The 21105-nt window shown below is 59.3% G+C and carries 13 protein-coding genes, 1 rRNA gene and 1 pseudogene; 2 read left to right on the top strand and 13 right to left on the bottom strand.

Annotated features, from left to right (window positions below; translation table 11 throughout):
* Window positions 1–22 precede the first annotated feature (22 nt).
* Window positions 23–910: a creatininase family protein gene (locus D5261_RS20555; RefSeq protein ID WP_119325027.1), complete on the top strand. Its 888-nt coding sequence runs from the start codon at window positions 23–25 to the stop codon at window positions 908–910.
* Between the two features lie 151 nt (window positions 911–1061).
* Here the strand turns inward: D5261_RS20555 and D5261_RS20550 are convergent.
* The 6 genes and pseudogenes from D5261_RS20550 to D5261_RS20525 form a co-directional block, all read right to left on the bottom strand.
* Window positions 1062–1469 (bottom strand): annotated as a pseudogene (locus tag D5261_RS20550) (transposase); the annotation flags it as partial.
* 386 nt (window positions 1470–1855) lie between these two features.
* Window positions 1856–3133, bottom strand: coding sequence for a carbohydrate ABC transporter permease (locus D5261_RS20545; RefSeq protein ID WP_119325028.1), 1278 nt, complete (start codon window positions 3131–3133; stop codon window positions 1856–1858).
* Window positions 3134–3169: 36 nt separating this feature from the next.
* The gene (locus D5261_RS20540; protein WP_119325029.1) at window positions 3170–5638 is read right to left on the bottom strand and encodes an extracellular solute-binding protein; all 2469 of its coding nucleotides are present in this window, start codon (window positions 5636–5638) and stop codon (window positions 3170–3172) included.
* A gap of 28 nt (window positions 5639–5666) precedes the next feature.
* Complete coding sequence (locus D5261_RS20535; RefSeq protein ID WP_165864664.1) at window positions 5667–6806, bottom strand: GntR family transcriptional regulator; 1140 nt, start codon at window positions 6804–6806, stop codon at window positions 5667–5669.
* A gap of 173 nt (window positions 6807–6979) precedes the next feature.
* Window positions 6980–8734, bottom strand: coding sequence for a glycoside hydrolase family 35 protein (locus D5261_RS20530; RefSeq protein WP_119325031.1), 1755 nt, complete (start codon window positions 8732–8734; stop codon window positions 6980–6982).
* Between the two features lie 237 nt (window positions 8735–8971).
* The gene (locus D5261_RS20525) at window positions 8972–9964 is read right to left on the bottom strand and encodes an AraC family transcriptional regulator (protein WP_119325032.1); all 993 of its coding nucleotides are present in this window, start codon (window positions 9962–9964) and stop codon (window positions 8972–8974) included.
* A gap of 377 nt (window positions 9965–10341) precedes the next feature.
* Between D5261_RS20525 and D5261_RS20520 the strand changes: the two genes are divergently transcribed.
* The gene (locus D5261_RS20520; protein WP_119325033.1) at window positions 10342–13104 is read left to right on the top strand and encodes a DUF5695 domain-containing protein; all 2763 of its coding nucleotides are present in this window, start codon (window positions 10342–10344) and stop codon (window positions 13102–13104) included.
* Between the two features lie 110 nt (window positions 13105–13214).
* On the opposite strand, the gene D5261_RS20515 is transcribed toward D5261_RS20520, so the two are convergent.
* The 7 genes from D5261_RS20515 to rrf all read right to left on the bottom strand — a co-directional run bounded on the left by D5261_RS20515 (window position 13215) and on the right by rrf (window position 21051).
* Complete coding sequence (locus tag D5261_RS20515) at window positions 13215–13439, bottom strand: DUF2283 domain-containing protein (protein WP_119325034.1); 225 nt, start codon at window positions 13437–13439, stop codon at window positions 13215–13217.
* A gap of 47 nt (window positions 13440–13486) precedes the next feature.
* Entirely contained in the window at window positions 13487–14701 is a 1215-nt protein-coding gene (locus D5261_RS20510; protein ID WP_301002119.1) for a TlpA family protein disulfide reductase, read from the bottom strand.
* Between the two features lie 94 nt (window positions 14702–14795).
* Window positions 14796–15578 (bottom strand): type II secretion system protein, encoded by a 783-nt coding sequence (locus D5261_RS20505; protein ID WP_301002118.1) that lies wholly within the window; start codon window positions 15576–15578, stop codon window positions 14796–14798.
* 464 nt (window positions 15579–16042) lie between these two features.
* A complete protein-coding gene (locus tag D5261_RS20500; RefSeq protein WP_301002117.1) occupies window positions 16043–16810 on the bottom strand; it encodes a DUF1559 family PulG-like putative transporter in 768 nt (255 codons plus the stop codon).
* A 291-nt stretch (window positions 16811–17101) separates the two neighbouring features.
* Window positions 17102–17515 (bottom strand): hypothetical protein, encoded by a 414-nt coding sequence (locus D5261_RS20495; RefSeq protein WP_119325326.1) that lies wholly within the window; start codon window positions 17513–17515, stop codon window positions 17102–17104.
* Window positions 17516–17709: 194 nt separating this feature from the next.
* A complete protein-coding gene (locus D5261_RS20490; protein WP_218025803.1) occupies window positions 17710–20751 on the bottom strand; it encodes an ATP-binding protein in 3042 nt (1013 codons plus the stop codon).
* Window positions 20752–20935: 184 nt separating this feature from the next.
* Window positions 20936–21051 (bottom strand): 5S ribosomal RNA (gene rrf / locus D5261_RS20485).
* Window positions 21052–21105: the final 54 nt, after the last annotated feature.

Below are 21105 nucleotides of genomic sequence, written 5' to 3'. Positions count from 1 at the left end.
AGAAGACGATGAAGGAAACGCGATGATGTCACGCCGAGAAGTCCGTTGGGAGCGAATGTTTCCGGACGAGTTGGAGGCGGCGTTCACGGCCTGCCCGGTCGTCTATTTTCCGCAAGGGCTTTGCGAGCCGCATGGGCCGCACTGCGCTCTGGGGTTGGATGCGCTGAAGGCGCACGCCGTCGCCTGCCTCGCGGCGCGCGCATCCGGAGGTGTCGTAGCGCCGCCGGACTACTGGCACATTCATGAAGTCAGCGGATACGCCGGCTGGGCCGCCAAAAACATCGGCGAAGTTCCTCGGTCCTGGCTGACGTCGCTGCCACCATGGCGGCACTTCCAAAACGTCTGTTACCATATTCGAACGGCCGACGCCCTGGGGTTTCACGCGGCGATCTTCCTGACCGGTCACTACGGGCCAAATTGGGAGGATCTGAAGACGCTGCTGTCGCTGGTACAGCCCCACGCCGGCGTCCGCCTCTACGGGCTTCCCGACTTCGAGGCCAACACGTCCGGGTTTGACGGGCGCGGCGGCGACCACGCGGGCAAAGTGGAGACTTCCCTGCTGTGGGCGCTGGAGCCCGACTGCGTGGACATCTCCCGCCTGCCGCCGCCGGGCGCGCCGGGTCCGCATTTCGCGATGGGGCTGGATGCGCGGCTGGCCGATCGCCGAATCGGCGAACGAATGGCGGCGGAGGAGGCGGCCTGGCTCGGCGCCAAATCACAGCAGATGCGGGCAGAGTACGCTGCGATTGGCGCGAGCCCGACTCTGCGCACCTTCGCCGATGTGGAGACGCTCTGGGAAACAGTGATCGCGCTGCATCTTCCGGAGTTCCTTACCATGAAGGTCTGGGGCGACGATCCGCCTCCAGGCCCGGATTCCGTGTGGCGAGCCAATCAAGCCCTTCCAGTTTAAAATCCGTCTCGGAGAGCTTCCTGCGGCTGCGCGGCGATTGGCAAAGCGCGGCCGCCCGTGATCTCGTAGAGACCCCGATGCGCCCGACGAACCCCTCGATCATCGCGGGATAAGGCTGGTGACAAACATCGACAAACCCGCTCTTTTGGACCAAGCGACGAAATCGCGACTTCCAGGCAAACGATCTTTCCACGACCCAACGACGCGGCAACAGTATAAACCCGCGTTTGGCGTCTGGGCGCTTGATTACTTTCAGCGTCACGCCCTGCTCCTTCGCGGCATTTGCAGTGGCCTCGCCCGTGTAACCCTGATCGACATACGCCAGTTCCACCGTGTTGCCTGTCGCTTCTTGAACTGCCTTGGTCAGCTCGGAGACTTGCGCTTGTTCCTGTTCGTTGGCGGGTGTGATCGCCAGGTTCAGCAGATGGCCAAGAGTATCGACGGCGATGTGGATCTTACTGCCTTTGCGTTTTTTAGCACCGTCATATCCCGAGTGGTCGCCGCGCTCGGGAGTCGACTGGAGCGTCTGGCCGTCATAGATGGCGGCGCTAGGATTTCGCGCAGACTATGTTGTCGTTACGGAGCATCCGTAACAATGAGCGTCAAATAAGGAGCGACGAACGCCCTCTCGCCATCGGAAACATCAGAGGGATATGATTTTCGAGTAGTCATGTTGATAGTACATGACATATTCGAAAAAGATTCCCACGAGATCAACCAAGCTAGCGATTAACGATAGCTATTGTGCGGAAAGTCCATAACAGGCGCTAACACAAATTGGACAAAGTCGCAGAACACCTAGCGGACATTATCGCGGAGCAGGAACAGCAGGTCGACGAATATTTCGCGAGGCTTACGGCAGTCGTTTCCGGGACGAGCATCTTTCCGTCGCGCATAAAAAAGGCGCTGGGGAATTCCCCAGCGCCTTTTTTTAGCGTCTGTCAGCTATCGGCCGCCAAGTCCCGTCAGCGAGACGCCTTCGATGAAGTAGCGCTGCGTGAAGAAGAACAGCACGATGACCGGCAGCATAACGAGCGTCGTGGCCGCCATCAGCATTCCCGGCTCGCCGCCGTGCGATGAGTTGAACAACTGGAGCACATACGAAAGCGGCATCTTCTGCGGCGTCGAGATGAAGATCAGCGGGCCCATAAAGTCTTTCCAGGCGCCGATGAACGTCATGATCGAGACGGCGGCCAGCGCGGGCTTCACCATCGGCAGCATCACGCGCCAGTAGGTGGTGAAGTAGCTGCACCCGTCGATCTTCGCCGCGTCCTCCAGCTCCTTGGGGATTCCCATGAAGAACTGGCGCAGCAAGAAGACATTGAACGCGCCGGCGAAGAACGATGGCACCCAGAGCGGGTACAGCGTGTCGATCCAGTGCAGGTCGCGGAAGATCAGGAAGCGCGGCATCATCGTGACGGCGTCCGGAAGCATCATCGTCGCCAGCACGATCCCAAACAGCCAGTCCCGGCCGGGCCATTTCAAGCGCGAGAAGCCGTAGGCGACCAGGCTCGACGAAAGCGTGGTGCCGATCACCGACATCAGAGCGATGATCAGCGTGTTTTGCAGATTGACCAGGCCATAGTGGCTTTCCGCCGGCAGGAAGTCGAGCGCATCCGGATAGTTCTTCCAGACCGGATCGAAGCGGCGGATCTCCGTGACGTCCGCTTTGGACACCCGCTTCGTCTGACCGCCGTTCAAGACGCGCACATCCTCGGTGCCGTCGGGAAAGGTTTCGGTGACGGCGCCCTTGACGCGCATGCCGTTGTTGGTCATCCATACCAGCCCGGCGTCCTTACCGTCGAGCTTGATCTTGACCTGCTGGGTGGGAATAAACTCGGGCGGGAAGTGAGTCATCTGACTGTCTTCCTTGACCGAGGTAATGAACATCCAGAAGAACGGGATCAGGAAGAGCGCCGAGCCGGAGATCAGCACCAGGTGCAGCACCGAGGTCTTCGTTTCTTTTTGCGGCACGACGTCCACGGCGGGCGCAAAGACTTTCGCCAGCACCGCGGTTCCCGCCGCCAGCACCGCTTCAAAGGCGATGATCCGCACGGCCGGCGTGAGGAACATGCTTGCGAGGAGCGCCGCCAACGGCAGCGCCAATAGCGTGGCCGCCAGCGGCGTTCGTCCCAGCCGGAATGCCCGAATGATGTTCGCCACCCAGAAGCCCACGGAGGCGTAAGCGGCAACGACGATAATCAGCCAAACGATTAGGTTCATAATTTTTCAACCACTCAGTTTCAAACGCGCCGTCGCCTACTTCTCTTCCGTCTCGTAGTGCACCCAGCGCGGCGCCATCTTCAGCTGCCCCATCGTCAGTCCCAGAATGATGACGAACAGGATCCAGGCGAGCGCGCTGGCGTACCCCATCTTGAAGTATTGGAAGGCGTTGTTGAAGAGATAGACGACGGGCACCAGCAGACTGTCGTCCGGGCCTGTTCCGCCTCCGCCGCCCGTGTTGCCGAGAATATAGGCGGTCTCGAATGTTTGCAGCGCGCCGATCGTACCCATGATCAAGTTGAAGAAGATATAGGGTGAAAGCATCGGCAAGGTAATGTGGCGGAACTGCGCCCAGCTGCTGGCGCCGTCCAGGGAGGCGGCCTCATACAGCGTCGCCGGCACCGACTGGAGGCCCGCCAGCCACAGGATCATGCCGCCGCCCGCGCCCCACAGGCCGATCAGGATCAAGCTGGGCTTGGTCCAGGCGGGAACCGAGAGCCATCCCGGCGGCGCCACATGCATCCAGGGAGTGATTGAGGTCTGCCAGAAGGCGTTGAGCAAGCCCCGGTTCGGATCGCCATTGAGGATCCACGCCCAGAGAACGGTCGTCGCAACAACGGGGATAATGCTGGGCATGTAGAACGCCGTGCGGTAAATTTGCAGCCCCTTCACCTTGGTGTTGAGCAGCATCGCCATCGCAAGGCTCGTACACATTCCTAATGGGATGCCGAACAGCGCCAAATACAGGGCGTTGCCAATGCTCTTGATGATGAAGGCGCGGTCGATCGTCGCCAGCGAAACATAGTTGGACGCGCCTGCCCACCGAGCGGGATGCAGGACGTCGTAGTCACAGAATGAGAGGATCAGCGACGCGATGATCGGTCCCAGCGTGAACACCAAAAATCCGATGATCCATGGCGTCACAAATCCGAAGCCAGCCCACGCCTCCGCCCGGGTGGCGCGGCGCTGCGAGCGCATCCACTGCGCGATCTTCAATCCCAGAATGGCGAAACCGATCACTGCGATCAGGACGATGGCCGTCACGAGCGGCTTCATCGGAAGCACCGGGTGCGATTCCCGGTTGTAAACCGTATCGAGTTCGATCTGGACGTGCTTTTGGCCGTACAAAAGGGCGTCATGCGGCGATTTCACGTGGCGGATCGATTGATCGACGGCGCGCACATGCTCGTCCCAGAGGCGCTGGCCGACAAACGTCACCGGCCGGAACTTGGTGTAGGGCAGCAGATCCAGCGCGGTTTGCTTGGCGATTAAGAACTTGGGCGGCAGCGTACTCTTGTATGCGCCGAAGACGGCCGCCGTAGCAATTCGGTTGGCCGTGAGGTTCGGGACAAATAAACGTCCTTTGCCGTGGACATAAGCCGCCTGCGCTTTGTTGCCGATCAGCTCCGCCTCGGCCGAGTTCATCCACTGGATAAACCGCCATGCTTCCCGGGCATGCTTCGCGCCTTGCGGGATGACCCACGCGGCGCCGCCGGACCAGGTCAGATAGGTCGGCTCGTTTTTGTACTTGCCGACATGGTTAAACCGGTCGTCGGGCACGGGAACGGGGCAGACGCCGAAGTCCAGCTCGGGATGGTAGCGCGCGATCGAGTTGATGATGCCGTCGCCGCCGACCTCCATCGCCAGCTTGCCGGTCATCAGCGGGTCCTGCTCCTGGCCCTGGAACGAGCCGGAGAAGGCGTTGATGGTGTCGACTCCGCCCAGCGCATCCCACCAGCTAACGATGTTCGTCAGCGCGTACTCGGTGCTGGGGTTCGCCAGCGTACAGGTGCGGCCATCGGGCGAAAGCAGTTCACCGCCGGCCTGCCACGACCACAAATAAAGCCATCCTTCGCCGAAGGTCGGGATCAGTCCAATCTGCTCCAGGCCGCCCACGGAGTTGCGCTTGGTCAGCTTCTTGGCGTCGTAGATTAGCTCGCTCCAGGTGCGCGGCGGCTTTTCCGGATCGAGGCCCGCCGCGCGGAACATCGTCTTGTTATAGTAAAGAACGCGGTCGTCCGTATCCTGAGGAATACCGTACGTTTTGCCCTGATAAAGCACTTCGCTCCAGGTGGCCGGAACGTAATCCGCCTGCCGGATCGCCTTGGGATTTTGGCTGGCCGCGTCTTCCGCGAGAAAGTCGTTCAGGGAGCGGAAGGCGCCGCGACTGGCCCAGTCGCCGACGGTGAACCGGTCCTGGCGAACGAGGTCCGGCGGCACGCCGCCGACAATCGCCGTCATCAGCTTCTGCGGGTTCATAGCGCCCGCGCCCATCGAGAGCGCGGAGACCTTAATGCCCGGATTGCGGCGCTCGAACTCGGCGATCTTTGCGTCCTGGTCCTTCGACTCCTCGCTGGACTCCAATCCCCAAATGACGAGATTGACCGGCTCGGCGGCGCGCGAAACGACCGATCCCATCATGGTGACACCGAGGGTAATCAGCAGAATCCAGAGGAGCGAGCGCAAAATCGGCGAAAAGGTCTTCTTGTCGATCAAATGTTGCATAGTTAAAAACCCAAAGCGAGCAATGCGTTCAGGAATCCGCGTGGGCGTTTTCCAGAGATCGACAGGTCGATCGGACGAGAAGCGGAGCGGACATCAAAATATGCCGCTTCTCGAGATTTTTGTCGGGGTTGGCGAGACGCTCCAGCAGCAGCTTCGCCGCGCGCCGTCCCATTTTGTCAAACGGCTGGTGCATCGTGGTGAGTGTGGCGGGCCGCGGCGAATGGCGCTCGACATTGTCGAAGCCGATGATGCTGAAGTCGGCCGGCGCGGATTTGCCGCGCGACGCGGCCTCATGCATGAAGTAATGCGCCAGCGCGTCATTCATCGTGATGATCGCGGTCGGCGGCTCCGGGGCTCCGAAAAACTGGTCAAAGGCGGCGCGCACCGCCGCCTCGTTCTTGACATACCGAATGTCCTTACGCACGAGCACGAACAGCCACTCCGGCCTCGGCTCGGACCAGGACGCCGACATGATCTCCAGGTACGAGTCGCGGCGCTCAATAACCGCCGTCGTCGGCTCATCGGTCGTCAGATGGGCGATCCGGTGATGTCCCAGGCTGCGCAGATGAGTGATCGCTTCTTCGATGCTCGCCTGGTTATCCACGCCGACATAGTCGCAGTAATGTCCATCAGGATAGCGGTCGATAAAGACGACCGGCACGCCGCGCGCCTGAAGTTCACGCAGCTGAGGAAGCGTATCCTCGCCGCCCATATGCCAGATGACGACGCCGGCGACGTTCTCATCCAAAACGGCGTCCAGCGCCTGCTTCTCCAGATCCACGGCCGAGCTGTCGCTGTCGCCATTGGTGTCGAACACCTGCAAGCGCAGCGGCGGCGCGCCGCCGCTGCGCAGCGCCGTGTTGAGACCGTGGAGAATAAAGAGCGACGCCGGGTGCATGGGATGCTGAGGAAGAATAGCGACGACGCTGCGCTGCACGGATGAGACGGCGGGGACCGGGTCCGAGGCGCGCTTTCGCTTTTCGCCGCGCTGGGTGACCCAGGGCCGACGGCCCGGCTCCCGCGTGATCAGCCCCTTCTCCTCCAGCTGCGCGAGAGCGCTGCGGATTCCGGAGCGGTCCACGGAGAACTCCTGCGCCAGAGTGCGTTCGGTGGGAAGCCACGCGCCCGGCGCGTATCGGCCGGACTCGATGCGTTCCTGTATTGTCAAAAATAGTTGCTGTGGACTCACGCTGTTGGTTGTCATGGAAGAGTTGGCGTCTGTTACCAGAAACAGCCAGAATAGACCAAGTATATACACAAAGAGAAATCCTGTCAATATATATTTTATACATATCGACAGGATCGTCTTTGGTGGCGATTGGGTTGTATTTGGTTGAACGCTTAGATCGGCGAATCTCGGAATTCGACGATTGCCTGCTTCATTCCCTCCAGTTCGAACAGGATCACTTCGTTCGCGCCCGCGCGAAGCAGCGGCGCCGGGACGTAGAGAGCCCGATGCGGCTCCTGATTCCAGTAGCGCCCGAGGTTGAAGCCATTGATGAACGCCACGCCTTTTGTCCAGCCGGGAAGCGACAGGAACGTGTCCGCTAGCGTCTCCACATGGAGCGTCCCCCGGAAGAATCCCGGCAGCGCGCGGGCTGTCGCTTCGGTGAACGGGACCGAAGAAAGGTCTTCCAACGGCAGGCAAAAGATCTCCCAGCCAAACAAGAACTGATTGCCCAAGCGTATACCCTCGGTCACGCCCTTGCGCTCGTTCATCAATGGGCCATAGTTGACGCGTCCCATATTCTCGACGAGAATGTCCAGCTGCGCGCCCTCGGCGGGAATCTCCACCGGAATCGTCGTCTCCAGATCGTTGCGGTAAAAGACGCCGCGAAACTCGCCGTTCACGAAAATATGGGCGCGGTCTCGCACTTCCTGAAGAACCAAATTCTCCGCCGGACGCGGTCCCGCGACGTGCGTCCGGTAAAGAATGAAGCCGTAATTCTGACCCAATTCTTCCATCGTTTCCGGATTGGTTCGGCGGACGCCGTCAGAAATCTGGGACAAACTGTCGAACAGTCCTGCCTGATGCGTGAGTTCGACAGCGCCATACGCCGCCTTCGGCGACGGCCCTGGGACCGGGATGTCCGGCAGCGTGCGGTACTTGCCGATCACATTCCGGAACGCTTCATATTTCGGCGTCGGATCCCCCGCCTCGTTCAAGGGGGCGTCGTAATCGTAGCTCGTCACCGTAGGCTGATAGTTCTGGACGCCCTTCGCCTCCGGCGTGCAGTTGGCGCCGTTGGAGAAGCCGAAGTTCGTGCCGCCATGGAACATATAGATATTGACCGAGGCGCCCGTCGCCAGCAGCGCATCCAGATCCGGCGCGACGTCCTCCGACGCCCGCGTATGGTGCGGCGCTCCCCAATGATCGAACCAGCCGTTCCAAAACTCCATGCACATCATGGGGCCGCCCGGCTGATACTTGCGCAGCGTGCGGAATGCGTCTAGCGGGTGGGAACCGAAGTTCGCGGTTTTATGAACGTGCGGCAGTGTTCCGCCCTGAAGCATGGGTTCGGTCGGTCCATCGGAGGTCATCAGCAGCACATCCACGCCGTGCGCCCGGATGCTGTCCTCCAGAAAACGCAGATACTGATGGTCGTTTCCATAGCTTCCATATTCGTTCTCGATCTGCATCGCGATGATCGGGCCGCCCTGCGTGCATTGCAGCGGCGCCAGAAGCGGCAGCACGGCGGCGTGATACCGTTCAACGGCGACGAGATACGCCGGATGCATGCAGCGCAGCCGCATTCCCGGATCCGCCAGCAGCCATGCCGGCAGTCCCCCAAACTCCCATTCGGCGCAAATATACGGGCTGGGGCGGACGATCACCATTAAGTCGAGCTGATGGGCCATTTGGATAAAACGAACGACATCGAGCATCCCCTCAAAGCAAAATTGGTCGGGAGACGGCTGATGGTGGTTCCAGGGCATATACGTTTCGACCGCATTGAGACCGCACGCCTTGAGCTTTAACAGGCGGTCTTCCCAGTGCTCCGGCAGGATACGGAAATAGTGAAGTGCGCCGGAGATGATCTGAATCGGCTCGCCGCCATATGTAAATGAATCACCGGAGATAGCAAATGTCTTCATCGTAGAACCCTTAGTCGTCGAAATACGCAGCCGAAAGCGGCTGCTCGGTTGTTCACCGTTCGAGGCAAGGAATCCTGTCCGAGATAACGGAAACGCTTACGGTAAACAGGGCGCGGCGGCCACCCTCGCAGTCAGTCCTGCGCATGCAAAAAGAATGCCTGGCGCATTTGTTCGCCAGGCATTCTCATATGCAGACCGCGCTATCGATGCTGTGATGTGGAAAATATCGCGCCGCGATCAGGACGCCAGTTCTTGATAGCCGTTCGTGCGCGAACGCACCCGGTAGCTATGCGGCGATTCGCCGGTGCGTCCGGAAAAGACCTTGCTGAAGTACAGCGGATCGTCGAAACCCACCATCTCAGCGACCCGGGCGATCGGAACCTCGGAGCACAGAAGCCGCTTCGCCGCCTCAATGCGGACATCGCGCAGAAACTGAAACGGCGTCTGCCCCGTCAGCGCCCGAAAGTGCCGGCACAGATGCGCCGGACTGCATCCCATGGAGGACGCGACTTGCGAGAGAGAGATGGGGCGATGGTAGTGAGACAGGAAATACGACTCGACCCGGTTGCTGAACGTATCGTCGTCGCCGGGTTTCGCATCCTTGCCCGTTCCGCTCATGCGCGAAATCCGATGCACCGGGGCGCGCTGCAGCCAGGTGAACAGGCACAACAGCCCACCGCGAATGACGGTGTCATAGTTGGGCGAGCGCTCGGCCAGCTCCTGCGAAATGCTGCGCGCGACATTTGTCACCTGCGCCTCGGTGAACGAATAGTATTCGCTGAGCTGATGCACGCTGTCCTTCAGCGAGCACATATGCACCACCGCACAGCCCCGGTGCAGCGCCAGCCAGACGACGGAATGCGGCGTCTTGCTCCGGCCGGGAACGTCCGCATGCGGAAGGTAGCGCACGCCTGGAGGAATCACAAACACGGATCCGGCGGCGCACTGGGCGGTGCTTCCCTCCCACCAGATCGTCATCTCGCCTTTCGTGACAATGCCGATCTCCAAATACCGATGATGATGGAGATCTTTGTGCCCCTCCACCCGCTTGGGCGCAAAGTGTTTGGGAGGAGGCAGGACCAGGGCGCGGGAATCGCTGGAGGAGAGCGCGCTGAGGCCGATCTGAAGGATCGCCTCGCGCAGCTGATCGACATCTTTCGCCGCCGGCGACGCCAAATCCCGATAGTGGCGCTCCGGCGCCGAAGTCCAAACCGACGCGGATGTGTTCATTACCAGTTCTCTTCCTGAGCGCCTCGCTCAAAACAGATGGTAAATCGCAGTGGATGCGAAAGTACCAAAGCCGCAGAATAAAAAAGTCCATCGATTCGCAAAACGATGGACGCTTCAACGCGTCATAAGCAATCCGCATCCGTTGCGGCAAGCCTGATAGTATAGTTTAACACAGAGCGCCCACAATCGAGCAATGTAAAACACTGCCAAAACATGGAAAATATTGATCCACACGCGCGCCGCTCGGAATCCCGCCCATTTGCCCTGGAATATCACCCGGGTCAATATCTTCCATGGGATCGATAATGTTTCCTATTGCCGTCCGCAAACGGCCATGGGATAATGGGAGATATCGTACAAAGAGAGAAATTACCACCGTGCGCATTTTGAACCGATCGACCCGTTATCTGCTGGGCGGCATGATCTCGATCAGCCTCTGTTCACCGGCGCCGCACTCCGTCCTGGCCCAGGCGCCTGCGCCGCCGGGCGCGCCCACGGCGCTTGGAATGGAGAACGGAACGATGGATTTTTCCACGCCGGACTTCGCCTTGAAGCTCGTCAAGTCGTCACAGACGATCGCCGCGCTGCTGCCCGCCGGCGGAGCCGGCTTTGACTTCACCCCGTCCGACAGACTCGCCGAGCGCTCCGGCGACGGCTTTTTCGATCTGGGAGATCTGACGCTGCGTCTACGCTCGCAGACATCGGGAGATTGGACGGATTACTCCACCGCCAAGCATCGGCAGCCTGTCACCCCGCTGCCAACAACGGGCGGCGCCCTCGCCTCTTCAGACCTGACTCCGACGCTGGACCCGGATTGTCCGCTGCAAATCACGCGCACCTGGGCATTGGACAGCGGCAAGCTCGTGCTCAAGTTCGATATCAAAAACAAATCCGCCTCCGTCGTGCAGATCGGCGCGCTCGGGATTCCGATGGTGTTCAACAACATCATTACCAACCGTGAGCTTGCCGAAGCCCACGAAAAATGCGCGTTTTCCGATCCGTATATCGGACAGGACGCGGGCTATCTCCAGGTCACTCGCCTCAGCGGACACGGTCCGACGCTGATCGTGACGCCCTACGGAAAGACGCCTTTCGAGGCGTATCAACTATTGAACGAACCGCGCCGGCCGGAGCAGACGTTTGAAGGCATGATGAACTGGCTCGTTCACACGGAGGCTTACGCCGAGAAAGAATGGCGCGGTGTGAAGCAATGGAACGCGCCGACCATGGCCTCGCTCGCGCCGGGCGAGACGCGCACTTATGGGGTCAAATTTCTGCTCTCCGATACGATCCGCCATATCGACAAGACGCTGGAGGCGAACAAACGCCCGCTGGCGATCGGGATCCCGGGCTATGTCCTCCCCATGGATCAGGACGGCCGGCTGTTCTTGAAGTATCCCCAGGCTGTGAAGGAGATCCGCGTGGAGCCGGCGGGCGCTATTGCAACAGCGGCCGCGCCCCCGGCGCGCAACGGCTGGAAAGCCTACGCTTTGCACGGCAAAACCTGGGGACGAGCGCGCCTCACTGTCACATACGCGGATGGTCTGAAGCAAACGGTCAGTTATTATGTGATCAAGCCGGCCGCGCGGGCGGTGGCGGACATGGGCCGATTCCTGACGACCAAGCAGTGGTTTGTCGATCCCCAGGACCCCTTCGGCCGCAGTCCTTCCGTGATCAGTTACGACCGGGAAGCCGACAAGCAGGTCACGCAGGATAGCCGCGTCTGGATCTCCGGGCTGGGCGATGAAGGAGGATCCGGCGCGTATGTCGCCGCCGCGATGAAGGAATTTGGACAGCCGAGCCCTGAGGAAGTCGCAAAGTACGAGCAGTTCGTCGACGGCGTCCTTTGGGGCGGCATTCAGTATAAAGACGGTCCCAACAAATACGGCGTTCGCAAGAGCATGTTCTATTATGATCCCAAGGGCCTGCCGAACTTCCAGTACGATCCGGCTCAGGACTGGCGGAGCTGGACAAGCTGGAATAAGAAAGATTCGGAAGATATCGGGCGCGGATACAATTATCCGCATGTCGTGGCCGCCTACTGGGCAATGTACCGAGTGGCGCGCAACCATCCCGGCATGGTGAAAAATCACCCCTGGGATTGGTATCTCGACCAGGCTTACCAGACCACGATGTATCTGACGAGTACGGACGCCAATGGCGACGACACGGTTGGATACATGCAGCTGGGACTGATGGAGGGCGACGTTTTCCTGGAGCTTCTCAAAGACGTAAAACGCGAAGGCTGGACGGACAAGGCCGCCGCTCTGGAGGCGCGCATGAAAACACGCGCCGATCGCTGGAGCAAGCGGGATTACCCATTCGGCAGCGAGATGGCGTGGGATTCCACGGGCCAGGAGGAAGTCTATTCCTGGTCCAAGTACTTCGGCTATGACGCGCAGGCGGAGGTAACGCTCAGCGCCATCCTCGGCTACATGCCCACCTTGCCCCATTGGGGTTATAACGGCGACGCACGCCGTTACTGGGACTTCCTCTACGGCGGCAAGCTCAGCCGGATCGAGCGTCAAATCCATCACTACGGCTCCGGACTCAACGCCATTCCGGTATTGAAAGAGTACCGAGACCATCCGGACGACTATTACCTGCTGCGCGTCGGCTACGGCGGCGTGATGGGCCCGCTATCTAATATCGACCAGGATGGTTTCGCCTCGGCGGCGTTCCACACGTTCCCATCCACGCTCAAGTGGGACGCCTACTCCGGCGATTACGGCCCGAATTTCTTCGGCCACGCGCTCGACGCCGCCACCTATGTGATCGACCATCCCGACTTCGGCTGGCAGGCCTTCGGCGGCAATGTGACACACCATGGCGACTGGATCGCGATCCATCCCCGCGACTCGTTCCGGTCCCGCGTCTACATCGCTCCGCGCGGTCTCTGGCTCACCCTCGACGCCGGCGCGTTCGACACAGTCGAGGTTAACACCAAAACTAACGCCGTGCGGATCGGTCTCGTCCCCAAAACCAAAGAAACTCCGCTGGCGCGGCTTCTAATCGAGCAGCCGGCAAAGATCTCCGGTGTCGGCGCCTACCACCCCTCGGAAACGCCGGCGCTGGAGCACGGAGCGTACCCGATCGCGCTGAAAGACGGCGTGACTTGGGTGAAGCTAAACGATCGATAATCCGAACGTCTTCGCTTGCAAGAGTTGGTTCATACAACGCCGCAACGCCCATTTCTGAAAAAGAAATGGGCGTTGTGGTGTTGTGGCTTGAGGTAAGAGCTCAGCGAAGATCAGGCGACGCCTTCGTTGGCGATGGCGTCGCTTTCCTCCACGAACTCCACGGCGCGGGGATCGTGCATGCGCAGAGAGGCCTGCGCTAGCTCCAATCCCACAACGTGGCCTTTGTCATCGTAGTCGAGGGTTAATCCGGCCGCCTCGGCGGCGCTGCGTTCGATGGGCGCATTGCTAAAGAGAATGCGCACACGATCCGATTGAGAATCGTAAGTAACTTTCATAATAGGCGTGATGCTCATCCATAATTCAATAAAATGCGCTCTCGCCGCTAGGGCTTGGCGGCGACAGTAATCGCGGGGGCGTCCGCCATCGCGACGGTGACGCCGAGTTTTCCGAGAGCATCTTCCAAGACATGCTTGCTTTCGTCGTATCCGACGCTGACTGCGGCGATTTTGCCGTCTTTATCGATGACGAATTGTGTCGGGATGCCGGAGACCTGGTACAGCTTGCCGGCAATGCTCGCGCCGTCCGTTGTGCCGGCGGGATCGAATGCGACCGGGAAGTTATATTTGCTCCCGATGTTCTTCGTGACCCACTTCTCATAGTCGGGCTTCTTGTCCCAAACACAAACGGCGAGGATAACGACATCCTTGGTTTTGACTTGCTGGTAAATCTTCTCCAGATGCGGCATGGCCGCCTGGCAGGGGCCGCACCAGGTCGCCCAGAAATCGAGGATGACGGGCTTGCCCTTGAAGTCCGACAGCTTAACTTGCTTACCGTCGGGCGAGATCGCCGTGAAATCCGGAGCCGTCACGCCAGCCGCCAGCGGAGCGGGAGGGGTATGCATGACGAATTCCTTGGCGCCGGCAGGCGGCGCCCAAACAAACTTCGTCGCGGCCACGGGTTTGTTGAGGACGTAGTTCGTATACTCCACGCCCAGGGTCGGCGTGCGCTTGTCGCCCTGCACCATAAACCCGGTTCGCTTGTACGGCAGCAGCGTATCCGCGTGATACCAAAGGCAGTCTTCATAGATGGTATCCACGCCCTCTTTGTCCTTGGATGGTCCCCGAGAATCGGTGCGCAGGATCATCGGCATTCCATCGACGGTAACCTTCGTGATGGTCCGCTTGACGCCGTCATCCACTTTGTCGTTGAGATCCGATTTCAAGATGAAATCGACGCACGAAAGATTGCGGATCGCCGAAGCCGAACCGCTGTCCGTCGGCCCGTCAAAGATACGATAGCTGCTGTCGGAGCCGATATACTCGTACTCCTTCGCGCCGCTGTAAACATAAAACGCCGGCTTCGGGTCATCGATCCCGGACGCGTCGATGCGAACATGCTTCGGGCCTTCGATGGTGACATGAAACTTGATCTTCGGCTGGAGATTACCGTCCGAATCCGCGCGAAATGACGTTTCATCACACTGGATCGTCTTAGCGGAGATTGTCTGATATTTCTCGGGCTCAGCGGCATGCGCCAGCGGAACAGTCGCAAGCAGTCCTAGCCCGGCAAGTAAGGCCGTGACGTGATGGTTGGACATGGAAGTCTTCATGATAAGTACGCTTTCGAGGATATGCTACAACTTCAATCGAGGTTCCGGCGCGGCGAATAAGTCGCCGCGCCGGCGGTAATCGTTACTTTTGAAGCTTGTAATAATACTCTTGGTCGGTGCTTACCGATGACGGCGGAATGATACTGCCCAGGCCATTAGAAACATACATAGCCACGGTATTTCCAGCGCCGTCGTCGGCCGTCGGAGGCGTGGGACGCATCGCCTTGACATGACCATCTGCCCAAGAGATGTTCGCAAAACCGGTATGCAGGCCATGGATCTCGTTATCGCCAGGACCATTGAAGTGATCGGATCGCGTCAGTACGCCGGGGCTGCCGTTCTTGAACTGGGCGGCGTCCGCCATGAAAATGGTATCCGAAGGAGCGGATAACTGCGACAGATTCGCCGGAGTCCCCGCACTGCCGCCGAATACGATGTAATTGCTGACACCATATGCGGCGAAAATCTCGTTCCCTAAGTTTGTGTCGACGGGAACGGCTCCTGCTGCGGACGGGCAATCCATAATCGGGGCGCTCTTCATGTACGGCTGTATGAAGCCGACCGAGGTATCAAACTTGCCGGTCATAAAATTGCGGCCGCCATCCCAAAAGATGACTCCAGGGTAACCAGACGGTGCGCTGAAATACGGGAAATAGGTTTCGTCGTTGTCCTGAACGTACTGAAGGGTGGCGAGACCGATCTGGCGCAGGTTGGATGAGCAGGAGATCTGGCGAGCCTTCTCACGCGCCTTAGCGAAGACAGGGAAAAGGATCGCGGCGAGAATCGCTATAATGGCTATCACGACGAGCAGCTCAATGAGGGTAAAGCCGGCGCGGCGCCGATTGATAAAAGAATGGTGCGTCATTAGAAAATTTCCTTTGCGGTCAAAAAGACATCGAAGACCTGCTCGTCATCCGAGGTTAAGATGGGAGCAGTGTTATATAAAGAGAACGGCAGCACGTTGTTCTCTCAAGCCTCCTGAGATCAGGTCAGCCGCGGATTAAATTTTCCAACTTCATTGTAGGAAAACTAGCATTCATACGGATCCATCGCACAAAACACCCCAATCGTTCGAGGCGTTCTGTCCATCCGCGACTAGTTTCGTTTGTATTCTACAACGCGAGTCCAAAATAACTCTGATATTTCCGTGACATCGTCAATAATCGGAAAAAAGTTGGGATTTTTTTGCCCTAAATTGAAGGAAATTTCTTTCCGGATGATCTGATAGTCGTTTCTCGCGGACCGCACGACCGAAATGCCCGTCTTTCGTGGAAAGACGGGCATGGCAGCAGGAAGAAGATACGCCGCTTTGAAGCGCGGGGAAACGCTTTACTTATCGAGCTTGAAGTAGTAGTCGGGATCCGTGCTTAACGACGCCGACGGCAGGATGTTGCCCATGTTATTCGCCGTAAAAGTGGCGAGCGTCGCGGCGTCGGTCACATTCGGCGTGGGATGGACTGCCTTCACATGGCCGTCCACCCAGAGCACATTCGCAAAGCCGGTATGCAGGCCGTGGACATTGCCGCCGCCGTCGGAGGGGAGATTCAATGTCTCCGTTCGCCCCAGCGTGCCGTCCGAATTTAATGCAGCGGCGTCCGCCATAAAGATGGTGTCCGATGGCGCTTGCACCTGGGCGAGCGTCACGGACATCAAGGTATGGTTTTGGACGAAGAGATTCCCATTCGTCGCGTAAGCTGTAATAATCTCAGTCGCGAAATTCGTACTGATGGGTACCGCTCCGGCCGCCGAAGGGCAGTCCATGATTTGCGTGTTCTTCATATACGGCTGTAAGAAGCCTTCCTTTGCATCAAATTTACTATTGGCGAAGTCGCGATAGCCATCCCATAGACGGACACCCGCGGGACCGCTCTCGTTGAGCGGGAAGAAGGTTTCGTCGTTGTCCTGAACGTACTGAAGGGTGGCGAGGCCGATCTGGCGCAGGTTGGACGAGCAGGAGATCTGGCGGGCCTTCTCACGCGCCTTAGCGAAGACAGGGAAAAGGATCGCGGCGAGAATCGCTATAATGGCTATCACGACGAGCAGCTCAATGAGGGTAAAGCCGGCGCGGCGCCGATTGATAAAAGAATGGTGCGTCATTAGAAAATTTCCTTTGCGGTCAAAAAGACATCGAAGACCTGCTCGTCATCCGAGGTTAAGATGGGAGCAGTGTTATATAAAGAGAACGGCAGCACGTTGTTCTCTCAAGCCTCCTGAGATCAGGTCAGCCGCGGATTAAATTTTCCAACTTCATTGTAGGAAAACTAGCATTCATACGGATCCATCGCACAAAACACCCCAATCGTTCGAGGCGTTCTGTCCATCCGCGTCTAGTTTCATTTGTATTCTACTGGCTTAGTCCAAAATAACTCGAACATTACTCTGAGGCGATCAATAGGACGAGATTTGATTTTTATTCACAGAGATGTGACCTCCTTTTTGGGCGGCGCACGCAGAATGGCGCGCGAGATGGGGATAATTTTGCGCCGCAACATAGCGCTCGATCAAAATCGCGACATGCCGGCGATGCGTCGCTTGAACGGCGTGGAGCTCATGCAGATCATGCTCCATCGTGGCGCAGTCAGACAGCGACCGATACTCCGTGAGCTCCTCCGACAGCGGCGGACAGTTTGCGGACATAAACCGCCGTTTCATCTCCGCGACACACGGGAGCGACGATGGACTGGATGGCCGAACACGCGACGCCGCGGCGACGCGCGTCTCTGAGTAATCGTGAACGATCGCGCCGCCTGCGGCCAGAAGCGCGCAAAGCGCCGCAAGAGCGACGGCATTATTCGGGTTCAAGTGAGCGCCTCCTGATTGGCGATGATCGCAAAGACGTAATAGCAATGAGGGGATTGCTTGCTTCAGTGCTGTACTGACAATATCGCCAATTTCATGAGAAAAGTTGGAAGCGCGGTCCGAATATGAAATATTTCAATTCCGCATAGGAGAAAGGATGGAAATGGCGGCTCGCGTCAAATCGGAGCCGCCATGCTTTAGGGGTTCGATCTCTCATCCAAGCTGTAAGCCAGCGCGTCCATGACAATTCGGCCAAGCGCCTCCGATTGGCCGCGTGACCAGGCTGAATGGAACGCCGCGTCATCCAGGTGAGCGCGGGCGTCGGCAAGCGTATTCTCAAAGCGAGGCGCGTCCATCGCGCCCAGGGCGCTGCCGATCTGTTCGAAGACACGACGAGCCGCCGACAGCAGATAAACGCTGTTCGCCCAGCGCTCGGATTCGGCTTCAAGCATCCCCATGGGGAAGAGGTAGTAGGCAATGATGTGCTTGTTACCGATTTCGTAGGCGAGCTTGAGACCTTCGGCAAGCAGCCGCCGAGCGCGCTCGGATTGTCCCTGGAACGCCGCCACCGCGCCCAAGTTCGCCAGGGTGTTTGCAATGCTGTAGTTGTCCAACATGGACCGATTGACAGCCAGCGCCTCCTGGATCAGCGTCTCCGCCAGTTCGTATTCGCGATTGTCCCGCGCGATGAGTCCAAGGTTATGCAGCGCGTTGGCGCTTCGACGCCGATTGCCAAGCTGCTGCTCGATTTCCAGACTTTGCTGGATGAAGTCGCGAGCTTCTTGGTATTGCAGGCGCTCATAGGCGATATTCCCCAGATTGAGCAAAACGCGGGCGATCCCGGAGCGGTCGCCGCGAGCCTGCGAATTCGCAAGGCTTTCCTCCAGAAAAGACTTTGCGGACGGAAAATCTTCTTCACGATAGGCGGTGATTCCCAGATGATATAGCGACTCCGCAACCCCGGCCTCATCGGCGATCCCACGCCTCAGCTCCAGCGCTTGCTCGTGGGCGGTGCGGGCGTAAGCGAAATCGCCTTGCGACCATAAGAGATAGCCTAAGATACTCCAGGCTTTTGCCTGGACATCGGGGTCGATATGGTGCGCCGGCAGCGCCAGAAGACGCTCCAGCCAGTCGACGCCCTCCTGGAGCGTTCCGCGCACGGACCAGTATCCCCCCATCGCGCCCGCCAGCCGAAGCCCGACATTCGACTCTTCCGTCTCCAGGCTCCAGCTCAGCGCGGCGCGCAGGTTCTCCTGCTCCAGATCGAGAGTCGCCAGCCAGCGATCCTGATCCGATCCCGCCACGCGGGAGTTCGCCTGCTCCGACATCTGCAAAAAGCAGAGCGCGTGCGCCCGTCGCAGCGCCGCGCGCTCCGCGTAGGAGAGCTGCTCGCTCGCAAACTCGCGCAGGGATTCCAGCATGCGGAAGCGCATGGCCGTGTCGGTTTCTTCCGCCACGATCAGCGAACGCTCCCGCAGTTCCGTCAGCGCTCGCAGCGCCGGCCAGAGCCCTCCGGAAGATCCGGAGGCGGCCGCCTGCTCGGATGCTCCGGCCAAAATCGATTCGGACGCCTCCAGGCTCCAGCTCCCGCGAAACACGGAGACCGATTTATAGACCAATTGCAGGTCCGAGGGCAGCTGAAGATAGCTATATTCCAGCGCCGCTCTCAGAGTCCGATGCCGTGGGGTGATATCGCTGCGCCGGCTGACCAGCAGATCGAAGCGGCGCTCCAATTTCTCCAGCATCTGCGCTGGCGTGAGTGTCTGCGCCCATGCGGCGCAAAGCTCGATCGCCAGCGGAATCCCTTCCAGGCGCTCACAGACTTGCGCCACGGCGACCGCGTTGGCGGCGGTCACGCCAAAGTCGGGATTGACGGCGCGCGCGCGATCGACGAAAAGCTGCACGCTTGCGGACTCCAGCAGTTCCTGCGGATCCGCGCTCCCGGTGGGGATATGCAGCGGCGGAACGGCGATCTCACGCTCGAATTCCAGCCCCAAACGCTGGCGCGACGTCGCGAGGATGGTCAGAGAAGAGACTCTCTCCAAGAGATCACGCACGAGCGATCCGGCGCCGCCCACCAAGTGCTCCAGGTTGTCCAGAATGAGGAGAAACGGGCGAGCGGCGAGCGCCTCCATGACCTGATCGAGAAGCGCGCCGGCGGTATCCGCCGGCAGTCGCAGGGCGGCGGCGATCGCCGCGAGGATCATCGGCGCCGCGTCCAGATCGGCGAGGGCGACGAACACCACGCTTCCCGAGCGATCTTGCTCCACGCGCGCGCCGGCGGCAAGCGCCAAACGCGTCTTTCCCGAGCCGCCGGGGCCGATCAATGTGACTAAGCGCGCGCCGCCGGAGATCAGCGTCTGGCGGACGCGCTCTATCTCCTCGTCTCGTCCGAACAAACGAGTGAGCGGGGCGGGAAGCGGGGCCGTCCGGATCGGGGCCGCGATCGGCGCGGCGACGGGAGTAGAGGCGTTTTGCTTGATGCGATCGACAAGCGCCAGCGTCGCCGGCGACGGCTCCTCGGCCAGCTCCTTGTCCAAAACGCGTTTCAGCTCTTGAAACTGCCGCAGCGCGGCGGCGCTCTGTCCGCTTTCAGCCAGCAGGCGGATCACATCGGCGTGCGCTTCTTCCTGAAGCGGATCGGCGGCGAGGGCTTTGCGCGCGTAAGTCAGCGCGAGTTCGCTGTCCCCGGCTCGCTCATGCAGGGAAACCAGCGAACGCAATGTCAGAAGAAATGCGTCGAGGAGACGCTGCCGCTCATCGAGTATCCAATCTTGATAGTATCCGGAGAGGAGCGGCCCTTGGTAGAGGCCGACGGCGCGTGATAATATATCGATACGTGCTTCGGCGCCGTTTTCACGCTGACCGTCTTTGACAAGAGCCTCAAAATCCGCGGTATCCGTCGTGAAGGTCGACGGCGTCAGCGAAATATTGACGCGGTCCGCGATGAGAACGCTTCCCCGCTCGACGCCTTCCGGCTCGAGCTGCGGGCGCAGCCAGACCAGCGCCTGACTGAGTCGGTTGCGCGCCGCCGTCAGATCCGCGTCCGGCCAGAGCATATCGATCAATTCTTCACGGGTGTGCCGCTGGCGTGGATAAAACGCCAGCATCGCGAGCAGAGCGCCCACCTTTTGCGTCGGAAAGCGCTCAATTTTCCGATCGCCCCGCGAAGCCGTCAGGCCGCCAAAGAGTTCGATGCGCCAGATATCCGGCCCGCCAGCTTGTCTTTCCGTCTCCATACCAATACTTTACCACATGAAGTCGCAATGAGAGGAATATCGAGACGTTTGGTCCCATATCATATGCAAACAAGCCTCACAGCTTATGCTGTGAGGCTTGTTTGTTTCTGGTTCACATCTTTTGGATGCTTCTGTTTCATCACTGTTCGTGATTGATTGTCATCACTTTCGTGATTGATGTTTAATCTGGCGGCGTCCTATTTTCCCGGGCAGTTGCCCACCAAGTATCTTCGGCGCAGGAGAGCTTAACTTCCGTGTTCGGAATGGGAACGGGTGGACCCCTCCGCCATAGCCACCAGAAATCTGTAGAAGCTGTTGTTTCAGCCTCAAATTGTATGTCTTCTGTTCTTAGAC

It is taken from the genome of Capsulimonas corticalis (assembly GCF_003574315.2).
Taxonomy (GTDB): domain Bacteria; phylum Armatimonadota; class Armatimonadia; order Armatimonadales; family Capsulimonadaceae; genus Capsulimonas; species Capsulimonas corticalis.
This window is presented reverse-complemented; position numbering and strand designations above follow the sequence as displayed.